The organism is Marivita sp. GX14005, from assembly GCF_023370775.1.
GTDB lineage: Bacteria > Pseudomonadota > Alphaproteobacteria > Rhodobacterales > Rhodobacteraceae > Marivita.
The window spans coordinates 470,848-484,083 of sequence record NZ_JAMCCQ010000002.1 but is presented as its reverse complement, the minus strand read 5'-3'; the positions used below and the strand labels follow the sequence as shown (position 1 = coordinate 484,083).

Sequence of the window (13,236 nt, the reverse complement as noted above, 5' to 3'; positions counted from 1 at the left end):
CGACTTAAATCGAACGGATTTTCAGTCTCGCTCGTATATGGGTCGTTAACGTTTTTCGGGGCTAACTGACACTGTAATTGTCAGGAAGGCGCCGGCATGACGTTTTCTCCAACCGTTCTCGGATCCGGTCCGGCCGGCTATGCGTTTCTGCAGCGCACGCGCGCGGATCAACAGGCGTCGCTCGCACGTTCCCCCGATGTCGCGCGGAACATTGAAACCGCGCGTGACCGGCTAGGCACGCTGGAAAGCGCAGATCAGCTTCTGAATAATCGTGCCTTGCTCACGGTCGCGCTCGGCGCCTTCGGACTGGACGAGGATATCCAGAACCGTGCCTTCATCGAAAAGGTTCTGACATCCGATCTGTCGGACGACACATCGCTTGCCAACAAACTGGCGGACAAACGCTATCGGGAGCTGGCCGAGACGTTCAATTTCTTCGGCGAAAGCGCCAGACTGCCCGGCGCGGCCAAGGAGGACCGGATTCGCTCCCAACTGGCCGAGCTACGAACGGCCGATGACCTGCTGACCAACCCGCCCCTCCTCCGGGCGACCCTGGAACGGTTCGGCCTCGAAAGCGATCGCAACAATCTTTTCTTCCTGCAGCGCGTGTTGGAGTCGGACCTTGCCGATAACAGCTCGTTCGCGAACCGGTTGTCCGATCCGCGATATGCCGAACTGGCCGGGGCGCTGGGATTTGCCGAAAAACGCGCGGCGGCCGATAGCATCTACGGCTTCGCAGATCGCGCCTTGGGCAAAGCGGCCGATTTGCAGGAACCGTCCGATCTATTGGGCGACACGGAACTGCTGGCCGCCTCCTTGCGCATTTTCGGTCTGCAATCCGACCTCGGAAGGGAGGACTTTCTAACTTCGGTCCTATCGTCCGATTTAAGCGACGACTCGTCTTTCGCGAACCAGCTTGACGACCCGCGCTATGCCGCATGGTCGGATCTGTTCGGCTTCGCCGAAAGAGCGGCTGCCCCGAACGAGGCATATGTCAGCAAGCTGCAGAGTTTCGTTGAAACCGTGGCATCACGCGAAACCCCGCCGCAATCGGCCAAGGACTTTCTGCAAGATGCAAAGCTGATGCTCAAGGTATTCGATTTCTTCGGTCTGCCCCTTCGAAGCGACAGCGCCGCCTTCGCGAATCGGTTGATCGCCTCGGACAAGAACGATCCAACGTCGCTCATTAACGTCTTGCCCGATCCGCGGTTGAAACCCTTTGTCGCGGCGCTCAACCTGCCCGATCAACAGCCGGGCCGTAGCCACCCGCCAGGTTTCGCCGACGCGATCGTGGATATCTATGTCGAAAGGCAATTCGAAATCCGGATCGGAGAAGCGGATCCCAACATGCGCCTTGCGCTTGGATTGAATCGCGACCTGGCGCAAGTGGTTGCCAAGCAACGTTCCAACGACGCCCAATGGTTCGCGGTCCTCGCCTCGAACCCACTCCGCGAGGTTTTCGAAACCGCCTTGAACACACCGGACAGTTTCAACAGGCTTGATATCGACCGACAAGTTGAAGACCTGAAGATCCGCGCGAACGAACGATTTGGGACCGATCGGCTTTCAGATTTCACCGCGCCCGAAACGCTCGATGCTTTGCGGGAAAGATTTCTGCTTTTCGCCGATTTGCCCAGCGCGACCACAACACCGGCCAGCGCACTCCTGGGCGGCGGGGCGTCTGGAGGGGTGCTGCCCCTCCTGTACGGGCGATGACAGTATCAGGCGGGCAGCAAACCTTGATTGCGCGCAAGCTCCCGCATTTTTTTCTGCAGCTTCTCGAATGCGCGCACCTCGATCTGGCGAATTCGTTCGCGGCTCACATCATACTGGCCCGACAAATCCTCGAGCGTCACCGGCTTCTCGGACAATCGCCGCTGGGTCAGGATGTCCTTTTCGCGGTCGTTGAGCACCGACATTGCCTCGGCCAGAAGCGCGCGGCGCGTCTCCAATTCGTCCTGTTCCTCGTAATCGCCCGCCTGATCCGCGCTTTCGTCCTCAAGCCAATCCTGCCATTGCATCGTGCCTTCGCCCTCGGACCCGACCGTCGCATTCAGCGACGCGTCCCCACCCGACAGGCGGCGGTTCATCGAAATGACCTCGTCTTCCTTCACCCCCAGATCATGCGCGATCTTCTCCACCTGCTCGGGTCGAAGATCACCGTCCTCCAATGCGCCGATGCGCGACTTGGCCTTGCGCAGGTTGAAAAACAGTTTTTTCTGCGCCGAGGTGGTGCCCAGTTTCACCAGCGACCAGGATCGCAGGATATATTCCTGAATGGAGGCGCGGATCCACCACATCGCATATGTTGCAAGCCGGAAGCCCTTTTCAGGATCGAACCGCTTGACCGCCTGCATGAGCCCGACATTGGCTTCGGAAATCACCTCCGCCTGCGGCAATCCGTAGCCGCGATACCCCATCGCGATCTTCGCGGCGAGGCGAAGATGGCTTGTCACCATCTTATGCGCGGCTTCGGTATCTTCCTGCTCGACCCAACGCTTGGCGAGCATGTATTCCTCTTCCGGCTCGAGCAGCGGAAACTTGCGGATTTCCTGCAAGTATCGGCTCAGGCCGGCTTCCGGCGACGGTGCCGGGAGATTTGCAAAATTGGCCATGTCCTTGCCCCTTCGATGTTTACGCCCTTAACATTCCAATTGGGAACGTTCAGCAATTTCTTCAAGGCACCTGCATGCCTTGCCTGTGTGCTTGTAACTCCGATCTCGCCGAACCGAATACAAACTTCCGTGCTTTCACGCAGATGCGAGCCCGGTTTCACGCACGCAGCGCCGCGATCAGCGTCGCCATGTCCTCAGGTAACGCCGCATCGAAGCGGATTGTTTCGCCGCTCACGGGATGTTCAAATCCGAGCGATGCCGCGTGAAGCGCCTGGCGGTCGAACTGCGACGCCGCCGCGATGGCGGGTTCCGGCAGCGCGCTCTTCGCGGGCCGCCGCCGTCCGCCATAGACCTGATCCCCCACAAGGCCATGACCGGCATGCGCGAGATGAACGCGAATCTGATGCGTTCGCCCGGTCTCCAACCGGCATTCGAGCAAGGAGAACTGCGGCGGCGTTCCGAATGTCTCGATCACACGCGCACGGGTGATCGCATGTTTTCCATGTCCGAAATAAACCGCCTGTCTTTGCCGATCCGTCCTGTGGCGCGCCAGATCGCTGGTGATGCGGATCACGGCGCCGGGCTCGACCGATACGCCGCGGACACCGCGCAGGCGTGGATCGGCCGGATCGGGATGGCCATGCACAAGCGCCTGATAGACGCGTTCCACGGAATGGGCCGCGAACTGCGCCGCCAACCCGTGATGCGCGCGATCGGATTTGGCAACGACCAGAAGCCCGCTGGTATCCTTGTCGATTCGGTGAACAATGCCCGGCCGGCCGACCCCGCCAACGCCGGACAGGTTCCCGCTGAAATGGTGAAGCAACGCATTGACAAGCGTGCCCGAAGGCGTGCCGGGTGCAGGATGAACCACCATGCCCGCCGGCTTCATCACGACGATGAGGTCTTCATCCTCGAACCGGATATCGAGCGGGATCGCCTCGGGTTCCAGATACGTCTCGCCCGTTTCGGGGATACGGATATCGATCACGTCGCCTTCGAGAACGCTCCCTTTGGGATCGTGCAGAACCTCATCGCCGCGCCGAACCGCACCGGCTGCAATCAGCTTTGCCAGCCGAGTGCGGGACAATGCCGCCGCCTCTGGCACGTCGCGCGCCAAGGCCTTATCAAGGCGGCCGGGCGGTGACGCGCCGATGGTGACGCTCAGTTTGGAGTCAGACATGGAAAACGCCCCCAAGGACCGGATCGAAGAGCCTGCCAACCTACGCTTTTTGCGCCGGCTGGTCACGACCCTCACCGTGACTATGATCGCAGGCGTCATACTGATCACCGCGCTGATTGTCATCCGCTACAATCAATCCGCCACCCCCCTGCCCGAGGTGATCACTCTCCCGGACGGAACCGACGCCATGGCCTTCACACAGGCCCGGAACTGGTATGCGGTTGTGACCGAAGACGACCAAATCCTGATTTTCGCACGCGACACCGGGCGCCTGATGCGCCGAATTCGAATCGAAATGGAGTAGAAATGGTACCGACACCCCGGCTCGAACGGGGGACCTCTTGATCCACAATCAAGCGCTCTAACCAACTGAGCTATGTCGGCACACGGGGGCGGGATAACGGGCCGCCCGGGTCTTTGCAAGACCGAAGTGACGATTCCGGCGGGCATCTCCGTATTCGCTGCCGGGCGGCCAAACGACGTGCTGCCGCTTGCAAACCCATGTGCCGGGGGCTAGGGAACTTGATCGACACGGCACATCGGAGCAGCGACATGGGCATCAATACCGAACGCGACATCGAGGCAAATCTTCAAATCGGCCCAACGGATCAGGGCATGGTCCGCTTGTTTGTCATCGCCGATGGGGTCGAGATCCCGATGGATTTCTCGCCCGAGGAGGCCGATGAGATCGCGGAGGAGATCCGGCTGGCCAGCCAAGGCGCTCGGAAGCTGAAAGGCTGATCAACGATCCCGCCTGCGACCGTTCGGCACCAAACGCGCATTATAGCGCCAAACGCGCATCCGGATCGCGAAACGCGTGAAGACGCCGCGCTGCATGACTGGCGAACTTGCGAATCAACTTGTTGCGCCGCGCGCCGGTTAGCCTGTCTTCCTCCGGCATGCGCAGGATTTCCGCATCATAGGCATCGGCGATCAACAGTCCCGTTTCCAGCGGCAGAAGCTCGGTAGGAAACTCCGTATCGACCGCCCAGAAATAGCGATCGCAATACGCCAGATATCCTTGCCACTTGCAGTCCGATTGAAAATCGCTGCGCGAGGATTTGCACTCGACGATCCAGACCTCGCCCTTTGGCCCGAGCGCCATCACATCGACGCGCAAACCGCGTTCCGGCACGAATTCCTCGATCACGGAGAACCCGCAGCGCGCCAAATACCGGCACACGCCGCGCGCCAGAAGCTGGCCGGGCTGGAGCCGCGGTGTCGCAATGTTCGGCAGATCAAACGTCATGCACACAATATGAACATTCCAGGAACAAAGGCAAGGTGACGATGTTTTTCACCACGCCCCTTGCCGCACCGGGCGGTGCGACTTATCTGAGCCTCAGGCGGGTTCTGCCCTTCTCGTGAAAGGTTGCATTCCGGTGGCCTTAAGCAATTCCGAGGGAGTTGGCTCTGTCCGGATCGTGGTCCGGTTACCCGACGCCCACCTGTATATACAGGTCCTCGGGAATGAGAGAACCGCACGGTCGGTGTGGTTCCCGCCACTCAGCGGCGTTTGTATCCGCCGTTGCGCGAATTCGCGGTCGCCTCGACCGGAATCGGCGTCAGCACGACGCCGCGTCCGCGATGATCGTCGTCATCGTCATCGTCCGACTTGATCGACATGATGCGGATGCCGAACTGCACACCCGCAAAGACGATCCCGTTGAACACCCAAAGCAGCAGGACAGCCAGGTAACCGCCGCTCGTATGCGTGACGAGATGCCAAAGATTGACCACGTTGAAATAAAGCAACGTCGCAACGAACACAGCCGACAAGGCGAATCCGATCAGGCATTGGCGGATATAGACGTGAATCAAGTTCGGCATGGCCGCCCCCGTTTGCATCCTGAAGCACGAATGTAATACGCGCGGCGTCGGTTTCCAACCCGCGCAACCGCACAGAGGACGCTTCAAAACGCCTCGGGCCGTGCCTCCCGCGCCATATGATCGAGAACCGCGTTGACGAATTTCGGCTCTTTTCCTTCCGGGAAAAAGGCACGCGCAACATCGACATATTCGTTGATGATCACGCGGGGAGGCGTTTCCGTCGCCACCAGCTCCGCGCCGGCCGCGCGGAAAAGCGCCCGCAGCGTCGGATCGATCCGCGCGATGGGCCATTTCGCCACGAGCCCCCGATCGGTCATCTGGTCGATTTTCGCCTGCCAGTTCACCGCTTCATCGACGATACGGCGAAAGAGGTCGATATCGCCCTCTGCCATCTCCTGCCCCTCGACCTGCGCCAACCCGAAGCGATGATCGAGAAATTCCACCGCGACCCTGTCGACGCTTTGCCCGGATTGTTCGGTCTGGAACAGCGCCTGCACCGCATATAGCCGCGAGGCGGAGCGCATCTGGCGTTTTCGGTCCAGCTTGTTGGGCTTGGCGGAGGTCATGCGATGTCAGAATCCCTGGAGGCAGTGGCGATCCGGTATTCGTCCCGTTGCGGCACGAACCCGACGCCCTTGCGTTGAGCGCCCCACTTACGGCTGAGCGCGACGAGGTGCAAGGCTGCCGCGGCGGCCCCGCCGCCCTTGTTCTGCCCGGCCACCTCGGCGCGGGCCTGCGCCTGCGCCATGGTCTCGACCGTCAGGATGCCGTTGCCGATGCACAGCCCCTGCAGCCCGAGTAGCGTGATCCCGCGCGAGCTGTCGTTGCAAACGGTCTCGTAATGCGTCGTCTCTCCGCGAATGACGCAGCCCAGCGCGACATAACCGTCGAAATTCGACATTCGTTCGGCGATCCCGATGGCGGTGGGCACTTCGAGAGCGCCGGGCACTTCGACAAGGTCATGCGTCCCGCCGCAAGCTTCGATCTCGGCCTGCGCGCCCTCGATGAGTTGATCGGCGATCTGCCTGTAATAGGGCGCCACCACGATGAGCAGCTTGACAGGACGGTCGAATTGCGGCCGCGCCAAGGTGTAATGTTCTTCAGCCGATGCCATCATCCCAACTCCGAAATCTTGCGCGTGCCGACGATTTCGAGCCCGTAAGCCTCCAGCCCGACCACCTTGGGCGCGCGGGAATTGGTCAAGAGCACGAGCTTCGACAGGCCAAGCGAAGAGAGGATTTGCGCCCCGAGTCCGTATTGGCGCAGCGTCCTTGGCGACACGCCCTCCGTCGCTTCCAGCTTCATCGACGTATCTCGCAGAAGCACGACAACGCCGCGCCCTTCGGATGCCACCGCTTCCATCGCGTGCTTGAATTCGTCAGCCCGGCCCTTCGGCCCGGTGCCGACCACATCCAGCATCGGATCCATCGCGTGCATCCGCACCAGGACCGGGTCGTCGCCGGACAGATCGCCCTTGCTCAATACGATATGCTCGTCGCCATGCGTTTCGTCGGTATAGATTCGCATCTTCCATTCACCGCCGAACTCGGAGCGGATCACCTCCTCGCTCTGCACCCGCACAAGATTGTCGTTCCGCCGGCGATAGGCGATCAGGTCGCTGATCGTGCCGATCTTGAGCCCGTGCCGCTGCGCGAAGGCCACCAACTCGGGAAGGCGCGACATGGTGCCGTCCTCGTTCATGATCTCGCAGATCACGCCAGACGGGTTAAGCCCCGCCAAACGGCTCACATCCACTGCCGCCTCGGTATGGCCCGCACGTACCAATACGCCGCCTTCCTTGGCGCGGAGCGGGAACACATGGCCGGGCGTCGCGATATCCTGCGCGCCCTTGGTTCCGTCGATCGCCACCGAAACGGTGCGCGCCCGGTCCGCTGCGGAAATGCCGGTCGTCACGCCTTCGCGCGCCTCGATGGAGATGGTGAACGCAGTCTCGTGCCGGCTGGAATTGTTGGTCGACATCAACTCCAGCCCCAACTCCTCGATCCGCTTCGAGGTCATCGCGAGGCAGATCAGCCCGCGCCCATGCATCGCCATGAAATTGATCGCATCGGGTGTGGCCCATTGCGCGGGGATCACCAGATCGCCCTCGTTCTCGCGATCCTCATGATCGACGAGGATGAACATCTTGCCGTTGCGCGCGTCCTCGACGATCTCCTCGACCGAGGAAATCGCGTCCTTCCAGTTTTCCTCGACCGCACCGGGTTTCTCAAAGCTCATCGCGTGCACCTTATGTCTTGTCCCGCCTGCCCATAAATCACACAGGCCGCCTTTGCCAGAACAACGTCACCACGATAATCGCTTCTTTGGGCTCGAAATACCTCGGGGTGAATTGGCCGCAAGGCCAAGAGGGGCAGCGCCCCTCCCTCAATCGAAAATGTCCTCGATGATGTCGAACGCCTCCTCCAACACCCGCACCGCGAGGCCCTTGCGCTTTTTCCTGTTCTTGCGCGTTTTATAGCCCTTGCGCGGCCCCCTGTTCCAATCCGGCGCCGGAGCGCGTTTTCGCTGCCTGACCGGACGGTCCGGATAATGCTCCGGCCGCGCGACACGCGCCTCGACGGCATCGCGGCGCAGCATCTTCATATCATGCAAGGGCGCGCCGCAGGAGGCGCAGCTCAGTTCGTGCCGGTCCTTGCCGCGCAGGACAAGCGCCGTGCGGGTGCCGCAATAGCAACAGGTCGCGATCTTGGGGGCATGGGGCATGGCGTCTCCTTCGCAGCGAATATTGGAACGCGTGCTTCGCGCGACAAGATCACCGCCCTGCGGCGTAAAGCGCCACGGCTGCCGCGTTCGACACGTTGAGCGATCCGAAGGCGCGCGCGAAGGGGATCTTCACCAGCGCGTCGCAGGTCTCCTTCGTCTTGGGCCGAAGCCCCGGCCCTTCCGCGCCCAGCACCAGCGCAATCGGCCGGTCTCGCACCGGCGCGATCGCCTCCTCCAAGGTTTGCCCGGCCTCTCCATCGAGCCCGAAGATCACGTAACCCATCGCCCGAAGCCGCTCCATCGCATCCGCGAGGTTGCGCTCGCGCAGATAGGGCTGACGTTCCAGTGCGCCCGACGCGGTTTTCGCCAGCGCGCCTGTCTCGGGCGCCGAGTGATGTAGTGTGCCGACCACCGCCGCCGCGCCGAACACCTCGGCCGAGCGCAGGATGGCGCCCACGTTATGCGGATCGGTCACCCGGTCGAGCATCACGACGCGCGGCGCCCCGTCGCCCGGCCCAAGCGCGGCATCCTCCAGCCGCCCCCAGTCGAGCGGCTTGACCTCCAACGCGGCGCCCTGATGCACCGATTGCGGATCGAGCGGCGCGGCGAATTTGCGCGGATCGCTGACCTCCGGCGCGATCCGCGCCTCGGCGATGGCGTCCTGCAGCTTGACTTGCGCGTTCGGTGTAACCACCAGCCGCAGCTTTTCACGCCGGGGGTTGAGCAGCGCGTCGCGCACCGCATGAAGCCCGAAAAGCCATACGGTCTCCGCCGCCGCGGCCCGTTTGGACTGCTCTTTCGCCACCACCCATTTCGGTTTCTTGGCCATTCCCGGCTCCCATATCGCCGCCCGCATATCGCTGCCGCTTGATGGGATTTTCCGGTTGACGCCGCAAGGGGGCAAATGTAATCACCCGCTCACGTTCGGGGCCGCGCTCCGGGCCGAAAGTGGGCGACAGGCCGCAAGGTGTGGCAGGGGACTGTAACTCCCTCGCGGAGACGCACGCTAGGTTCGATTCCTAGGTCGCCCACCACTTTCCTTTTCCCGATCTTCGGTTTGACTTTATCCGGCGCAACCGCCCTATTCGGCGCATGGCTTCCATACCCGATCTTCGCGCCAGGGCGCGTCTGCTTTTCGATGCCGCCGTTGAGGCCGCTGACCCCGCCCATGCGGTGCGCCTGGGACTGGCTTCCTGCCCGCCAGCCGCGCCGGACCCCGGCGGGCGCCGGGTTCTGATCGCCGTCGGCAAAGCCGCCCCCGCGATGCTGGGCGAAGCAATGACCGCCTTTCCCGGCGCGGCGCTGTCGCTTTGCGTGACGCATCACGAAAACGTGGCGTCCCTTCCGGGGGCCGAGATCATGCGCGCCGGACATCCCGTTCCCGACGAGGCCGGGGCCGACGCCGCGAGGCGTGTGATTTCGGTGCTGGAACAGGCAGAGGCGCAGGACAGCATCGTTGCGCTGATCTCCGGCGGCGGTTCGGCACTGTTACCGGCCCCTCCGTCCGGGATCACGCTTGACGAGAAAGCGCAGCTGAACGAATTGCTGCTTGCCGCGGGTTTCGACATCACGCAGATGAACCTCGTGCGCCAGCAGGTGAGCCGGCTCAAGGGCGGCGGCTTCGCGCGGCTCGCTGCCCCGGCCCGAGTGAACGCCTATATCCTGTCGGACGTGATCGGCGACGATCTTCGCGTCATTGCATCCGGTCCGACCGCGCAGCCCGTCGGCACCGCGTGGCAAGCCATCGCCTTGCTGCGCGATGCAGCGGTTTGGGGCCGCATCCCTGCCTCGATCCGCTTGCATCTCGAACGCACGGACAACGAGATGCCCGCGCCTTTCCCGAATGTCGTCAATAGCTTGGTCGGGTCGAACAGGGTGTCGCTCGACGCGATGAAGGCCGCGGCGGACCGGATGGGATGGGCGGTGCGCATTATGGATGACGCGCTCACCGGCGATGTGGAAGACGCGGCGCGAAAGATCACCGCCGATCTGCGCGCAGCGGCGCAGCCAGTCGTTCTGCTTTATGGCGGGGAAACCACCGTCACGCTGCGCGGCACCGGGCGCGGCGGACGCAACCAGGAACTCGCGCTGCGCGTGGCGATGGCGGCGCAGGATAGTGGGCGGACATGGGTGTTCCTGTCGGGCGGCACCGATGGGCGCGATGGGCCTACGGATGCTGCGGGCGGGATCGTCGATCCCGGCAGCCTGGCGCGGATCGCCGGCGCGGGGTTGGATGCTGCTCGGTTGCTGGCAAATAACGACAGTCATGCCGCGCTCTCCGCGTCGGGAGATCTGTTGAAGACAGGCGCGACGGGTACGAATGTGGCCGACGTTCAGGTGCTGCTGATCGCGCCCTGATGGCCTTCGAGCCGCGCCAGCGTCACGCCGTTTCGCTCCAGTTCCGTACGGACCGTACGCGCGATCTGTACGGCGCTCTCGCCATCGCCATGCAAACAGATCGTGTCTATCGCCGACGGGATATGCTTACCGCTTTCCGAGATGATCGCCCCGGCGCGCACCATCTGAACGACCCGTTGCGCGGCCGCTTCGGGATCTTGGATCACCGCGCCGGGCTGGCTGCGATCGACGAGGGTGGCATCGTCGTTATAGGCGCGATCCGCGAAAATCTCTCCCGCCCAGCGACAGCCCAGCGCCTCCGCCGCCTCTTGTTGCGCCGTGGCGGCGAGGACCATGATGGTGATTTCGGAATCGATCGTCAGCGCGGCCTCGAAACAGACACGCGCAAGCTCCGCGTCTTCGGAGGCCATGTTGGCCAATGCGCCGTGCAGTTTCAAATGCCGAACCCGCTCTCCGACCGAGCGGGCCATCGCCTGCGCCGCGCCAAGCTGGTAGCGCAGAAGGTTGCGCAGGCTGTCATGGCCGAGATCCATCCGGCGACGGCCAAACCCCTGCAGATCGGCGAAACCGGGATGCGCGCCAAGACCGACACCCATTCGCGCCGCTTCGGTCATGGTGCGGGCCATCACATCGGGATCGCCCGCATGAAATCCGCAAGCGATGTTGGCCGAGGTCACGATATCGAGCAGCTCTGCGTCGCGGCCCATCGGCCAAGCCCCGAAACTTTCCCCCATATCGGCATTGAGATCGACACGCATGATCGTCACCTTTCGTCGAAACGGACATCGCCGGCGGTCACGCCGCTGATGAGTTGATAGGACAGCAGATCGCGCATCTGCGCCGGATCGCGCACGAGCGGCCTGAGCCGTTCCGGCAAGCGGGTGATATCGTCGCGCATCCGCCGCTCCGCTTCCAGCGCCGCCCCGCGCCGGATCAGGGAAAACCGCACCGGCGCGCCGGCGGGCGTTTGCGCGGCTTTGGGCAGATCGGCCGGGATCACCGTGGCGATGCGGGGATAGCCGCCGGTGGTCTGGCTCTCGGCGAGCAGCAGATAGGGCGTGCCGTCGCCCGTGATCTGGATGTCTCCGGGCAGAGTGATTTCGGACAGGATGTTCAGGCCACCAGCGATAGAAAAGCCCGCGCCGCCGCCATTGAGTTTGGCGCCCATGCGGCTTGCGCGCGGATCGCGGCGAAACTCGGTTCCCAGGAAACGGGCCAGCGCGCGTTCGTCGAAAAGCGCCGTCTGGAGGCTTTCGACGCATCGCAGCGTGCCGCCCTCGAAACGACCCTCCGGCGGCAGGTATAGCCCGGTTTCCCGCCCGTCATCCTTTCCGGCTTGCAGGGTGTCGCCCGCGCTCAGCGCGCGTCCCACGCCCGCTTTGAGATGTGCGGAGCGCGATCCCATATGCGTTGGCAGATCGAGACCGCCCCCAAGATGCAGATACCCGTATTGCCCCGCTTCCGCCGCGCCGATTTCCAGTCGCGCGCCCTTTGCAAGCAGGTGCGAGGCGTTCCACGCCACCGGCGTGCCGTCGATCCGCGCCATCATGGGCGCGCCTGTCAGAGCAATGCGCAGCGCGCCCTGCGCTTCGAAAATTCCGCCGGCACCAGGCAGTTCCAGCACGGCCATCGAAGGGCTTTGCTGCAAAAGCGCCGCGCCTTCTGCGAGAGCCAGCCTGTCGGCCGCCCCGCCCCGCGAAAGGCCGAAGCCAAGATAGCCGGTGCGGCCCATGTCCTGAACGCTGGCCCCCGGCGCGATGCGATGGATGTGGAGCGCGCTCATGGCAGACGCTCGATCTCGATGCCGGAGGCTGGCGCGGCGCGGAGCGTCTCGAACCGCTCGCGCGAAACCCGGCAGAACTGCACCTCGTCGCCGGGGCGCAGGAGAAACGGTTCTTCGGCGTTCGGCTGAAAGAGCTTGAGTGCGGTCTGGCCGACATGTCGCCACCCGGTCGGGCTGGAGACCGAAAAGAGCGTTATCTGCCGGATCGCCACGACCAGCGCGCCCTCGGGAACGGCGCGGGTCAGATCGGTCTGGCGCGGGATGTCCCACGCCTTTGGCAAAAGCCCCAGATAGGGCTGTCCCGGCGCGAAACCGATGGTTTGCACGCGCAAGGGGGATCGGCAAATCGATGCAATGGCCTCGTCTGGCTGAAACCCTGCGGCCTCTGCCGCTTCGTCCAGTTGCGGCGCAAGATCGGTGCCGAACACGGCCGGCACCCGGATCAGGCGGCGCCCGCCGGGCATCGGCGCGGCATACCAGTCGCGTTCCTGCAAGAGCCCGCGAAGCCGCGCGGAAAGATCGGTGAAGGACAGATGAAGCGGATCGAAGCGCAAATAGACCGAGACCAGAGAGGGCGCGGCTTCCTCTATCCCGTCGAGCCCGCGCCGCGCCAGTTCGGCGGCAAAGGCGAGGGCCGCGCGGTTCGCCGGTTCGGTCAGCGCGTCCGCGAATGTCACCAGCACGCCATCCAGTCCGGCAGGCCGGATTTGCGGCGTGTGATTTTCGGGCGGTGTTGTCATGTC

Annotated in this window: 16 protein-coding genes, 2 tRNA genes and 1 other RNA gene; 6 read left to right on the top strand and 13 right to left on the bottom strand. The window is 63.3% G+C overall.

Going from position 1 to position 13,236, the window contains the following annotated elements; all coding sequences use genetic code 11:
* Positions 1–96 precede the first annotated feature (96 nt).
* Complete coding sequence (locus M3465_RS08630) at positions 97–1,716, top strand: DUF1217 domain-containing protein (RefSeq protein ID WP_249501327.1); 1,620 nt, start codon at positions 97–99, stop codon at positions 1,714–1,716.
* 5 nt (positions 1,717–1,721) lie between these two features.
* Here the strand turns inward: M3465_RS08630 and rpoH are convergent, their stop codons facing one another.
* Entirely contained in the window at positions 1,722–2,615 is an 894-nt protein-coding gene (gene rpoH, locus M3465_RS08625; RefSeq protein ID WP_249501326.1) for an RNA polymerase sigma factor RpoH, read from the bottom strand.
* Between the two features lie 157 nt (positions 2,616–2,772).
* Positions 2,773–3,798, bottom strand: coding sequence for an RluA family pseudouridine synthase (locus M3465_RS08620; RefSeq protein WP_249501325.1), 1,026 nt, complete (start codon positions 3,796–3,798; stop codon positions 2,773–2,775).
* On the opposite strand from M3465_RS08620, the gene M3465_RS08615 reads away from it, so the two are divergent.
* Entirely contained in the window at positions 3,797–4,102 is a 306-nt protein-coding gene (locus M3465_RS08615; protein WP_249501324.1) for a DUF6476 family protein, read from the top strand. The genes M3465_RS08620 and M3465_RS08615 overlap by 2 nt on opposite strands.
* 3 nt (positions 4,103–4,105) lie before the next feature.
* Here the strand turns inward: M3465_RS08615 and M3465_RS08610 are convergent.
* Positions 4,106–4,182: transfer RNA gene (locus tag M3465_RS08610), tRNA-His, on the bottom strand.
* 168 nt (positions 4,183–4,350) lie between these two features.
* Here M3465_RS08610 and M3465_RS08605 point away from each other — a divergent pair.
* Positions 4,351–4,539: a DUF6324 family protein gene (locus M3465_RS08605; protein ID WP_249501323.1), complete on the top strand. Its 189-nt coding sequence runs from the start codon at positions 4,351–4,353 to the stop codon at positions 4,537–4,539.
* 40 nt (positions 4,540–4,579) lie between these two features.
* On the opposite strand, the gene M3465_RS08600 is transcribed toward M3465_RS08605, so the two are convergent.
* Complete coding sequence (locus M3465_RS08600; RefSeq protein WP_249501322.1) at positions 4,580–5,047, bottom strand: MmcB family DNA repair protein; 468 nt, start codon at positions 5,045–5,047, stop codon at positions 4,580–4,582.
* A gap of 98 nt (positions 5,048–5,145) precedes the next feature.
* Here M3465_RS08600 and ssrS point away from each other — a divergent pair.
* A non-coding RNA gene (gene ssrS, locus M3465_RS17190) (6S RNA) lies at positions 5,146–5,301 on the top strand.
* 3 nt (positions 5,302–5,304) lie between these two features.
* On the opposite strand, the gene M3465_RS08595 is transcribed toward ssrS, so the two are convergent.
* The 6 genes from M3465_RS08595 to rlmB form a co-directional block, all read right to left on the bottom strand.
* The gene (locus M3465_RS08595) at positions 5,305–5,628 is read right to left on the bottom strand and encodes a hypothetical protein (RefSeq protein ID WP_249501321.1); all 324 of its coding nucleotides are present in this window, start codon (positions 5,626–5,628) and stop codon (positions 5,305–5,307) included.
* A gap of 83 nt (positions 5,629–5,711) precedes the next feature.
* A complete protein-coding gene (gene nusB, locus M3465_RS08590; RefSeq protein WP_249501320.1) occupies positions 5,712–6,194 on the bottom strand; it encodes a transcription antitermination factor NusB in 483 nt (160 codons plus the stop codon).
* On the bottom strand, positions 6,191–6,742 hold the full coding sequence (locus tag M3465_RS08585) for a 6,7-dimethyl-8-ribityllumazine synthase (protein WP_249501319.1): 552 nt from the start codon (positions 6,740–6,742) through the stop codon (positions 6,191–6,193). The genes nusB and M3465_RS08585 overlap by 4 nt, the downstream gene beginning before the upstream one ends.
* Positions 6,742–7,866 (bottom strand): 3,4-dihydroxy-2-butanone-4-phosphate synthase, encoded by a 1,125-nt coding sequence (gene ribB, locus M3465_RS08580; RefSeq protein WP_249501318.1) that lies wholly within the window; start codon positions 7,864–7,866, stop codon positions 6,742–6,744. The genes M3465_RS08585 and ribB overlap by 1 nt, the downstream gene beginning before the upstream one ends.
* 147 nt (positions 7,867–8,013) lie before the next feature.
* Entirely contained in the window at positions 8,014–8,352 is a 339-nt protein-coding gene (locus tag M3465_RS08575; protein WP_249501317.1) for a hypothetical protein, read from the bottom strand.
* Between the two features lie 49 nt (positions 8,353–8,401).
* Complete coding sequence (gene rlmB / locus M3465_RS08570) at positions 8,402–9,181, bottom strand: 23S rRNA (guanosine(2251)-2'-O)-methyltransferase RlmB (RefSeq protein ID WP_249501316.1); 780 nt, start codon at positions 9,179–9,181, stop codon at positions 8,402–8,404.
* Between the two features lie 121 nt (positions 9,182–9,302).
* On the opposite strand from rlmB, the gene M3465_RS08565 reads away from it, so the two are divergent.
* Positions 9,303–9,386, top strand: a tRNA-Tyr gene (locus M3465_RS08565).
* Between the two features lie 58 nt (positions 9,387–9,444).
* Positions 9,445–10,710: a glycerate kinase type-2 family protein gene (locus M3465_RS08560; RefSeq protein WP_249501315.1), complete on the top strand. Its 1,266-nt coding sequence runs from the start codon at positions 9,445–9,447 to the stop codon at positions 10,708–10,710.
* On the opposite strand, the gene M3465_RS08555 is transcribed toward M3465_RS08560, so the two are convergent.
* Genes M3465_RS08555 through M3465_RS08545 form a run of 3 tightly spaced genes read right to left on the bottom strand, consistent with a single transcriptional unit; the run spans position 10,686 to position 13,233 of the window.
* Complete coding sequence (locus M3465_RS08555) at positions 10,686–11,471, bottom strand: LamB/YcsF family protein (protein WP_249501621.1); 786 nt, start codon at positions 11,469–11,471, stop codon at positions 10,686–10,688. The genes M3465_RS08560 and M3465_RS08555 overlap by 25 nt on opposite strands.
* 2 nt (positions 11,472–11,473) lie before the next feature.
* Positions 11,474–12,493, bottom strand: a complete 1,020-nt coding sequence (locus M3465_RS08550; RefSeq protein WP_249501314.1) for a 5-oxoprolinase subunit C family protein — start codon at positions 12,491–12,493, stop codon at positions 11,474–11,476.
* Positions 12,490–13,233, bottom strand: a complete 744-nt coding sequence (locus M3465_RS08545; RefSeq protein ID WP_249501313.1) for a 5-oxoprolinase subunit B family protein — start codon at positions 13,231–13,233, stop codon at positions 12,490–12,492. The genes M3465_RS08550 and M3465_RS08545 overlap by 4 nt, the downstream gene beginning before the upstream one ends.
* Positions 13,234–13,236: the final 3 nt, after the last annotated feature.

Excerpts from the sequence above, each read along its gene's own strand:
- rlmB (WP_249501316.1), bottom strand. The coding sequence starts at position 9,181 with ATGGCCAAGAAACCGAAATGGGTGGTGGCGAAAGAGCAGTCCAAACGG.
- M3465_RS08550 (WP_249501314.1), bottom strand. The coding sequence starts at position 12,493 with ATGAGCGCGCTCCACATCCATCGCATCGCGCCGGGGGCCAGCGTTCAG.
- M3465_RS08560 (WP_249501315.1), top strand. The coding sequence starts at position 9,445 with ATGGCTTCCATACCCGATCTTCGCGCCAGGGCGCGTCTGCTTTTCGAT.
- M3465_RS08615 (WP_249501324.1), top strand. The coding sequence starts at position 3,797 with ATGGAAAACGCCCCCAAGGACCGGATCGAAGAGCCTGCCAACCTACGC.
- M3465_RS08575 (WP_249501317.1), bottom strand. The coding sequence starts at position 8,352 with ATGCCCCATGCCCCCAAGATCGCGACCTGTTGCTATTGCGGCACCCGC.
- nusB (WP_249501320.1), bottom strand. The coding sequence starts at position 6,194 with ATGACCTCCGCCAAGCCCAACAAGCTGGACCGAAAACGCCAGATGCGC.
- M3465_RS08585 (WP_249501319.1), bottom strand. The coding sequence starts at position 6,742 with ATGGCATCGGCTGAAGAACATTACACCTTGGCGCGGCCGCAATTCGAC.
- M3465_RS08630 (WP_249501327.1), top strand. The coding sequence starts at position 97 with ATGACGTTTTCTCCAACCGTTCTCGGATCCGGTCCGGCCGGCTATGCG.
- ribB (WP_249501318.1), bottom strand. The coding sequence starts at position 7,866 with ATGAGCTTTGAGAAACCCGGTGCGGTCGAGGAAAACTGGAAGGACGCG.
- M3465_RS08620 (WP_249501325.1), bottom strand. The coding sequence starts at position 3,798 with ATGTCTGACTCCAAACTGAGCGTCACCATCGGCGCGTCACCGCCCGGC.
- M3465_RS08605 (WP_249501323.1), top strand. The coding sequence starts at position 4,351 with ATGGGCATCAATACCGAACGCGACATCGAGGCAAATCTTCAAATCGGC.
- M3465_RS08595 (WP_249501321.1), bottom strand. The coding sequence starts at position 5,628 with ATGCCGAACTTGATTCACGTCTATATCCGCCAATGCCTGATCGGATTC.
- M3465_RS08545 (WP_249501313.1), bottom strand. The coding sequence starts at position 13,233 with ATGACAACACCGCCCGAAAATCACACGCCGCAAATCCGGCCTGCCGGA.
- rpoH (WP_249501326.1), bottom strand. The coding sequence starts at position 2,615 with ATGGCCAATTTTGCAAATCTCCCGGCACCGTCGCCGGAAGCCGGCCTG.
- M3465_RS08600 (WP_249501322.1), bottom strand. The coding sequence starts at position 5,047 with ATGACGTTTGATCTGCCGAACATTGCGACACCGCGGCTCCAGCCCGGC.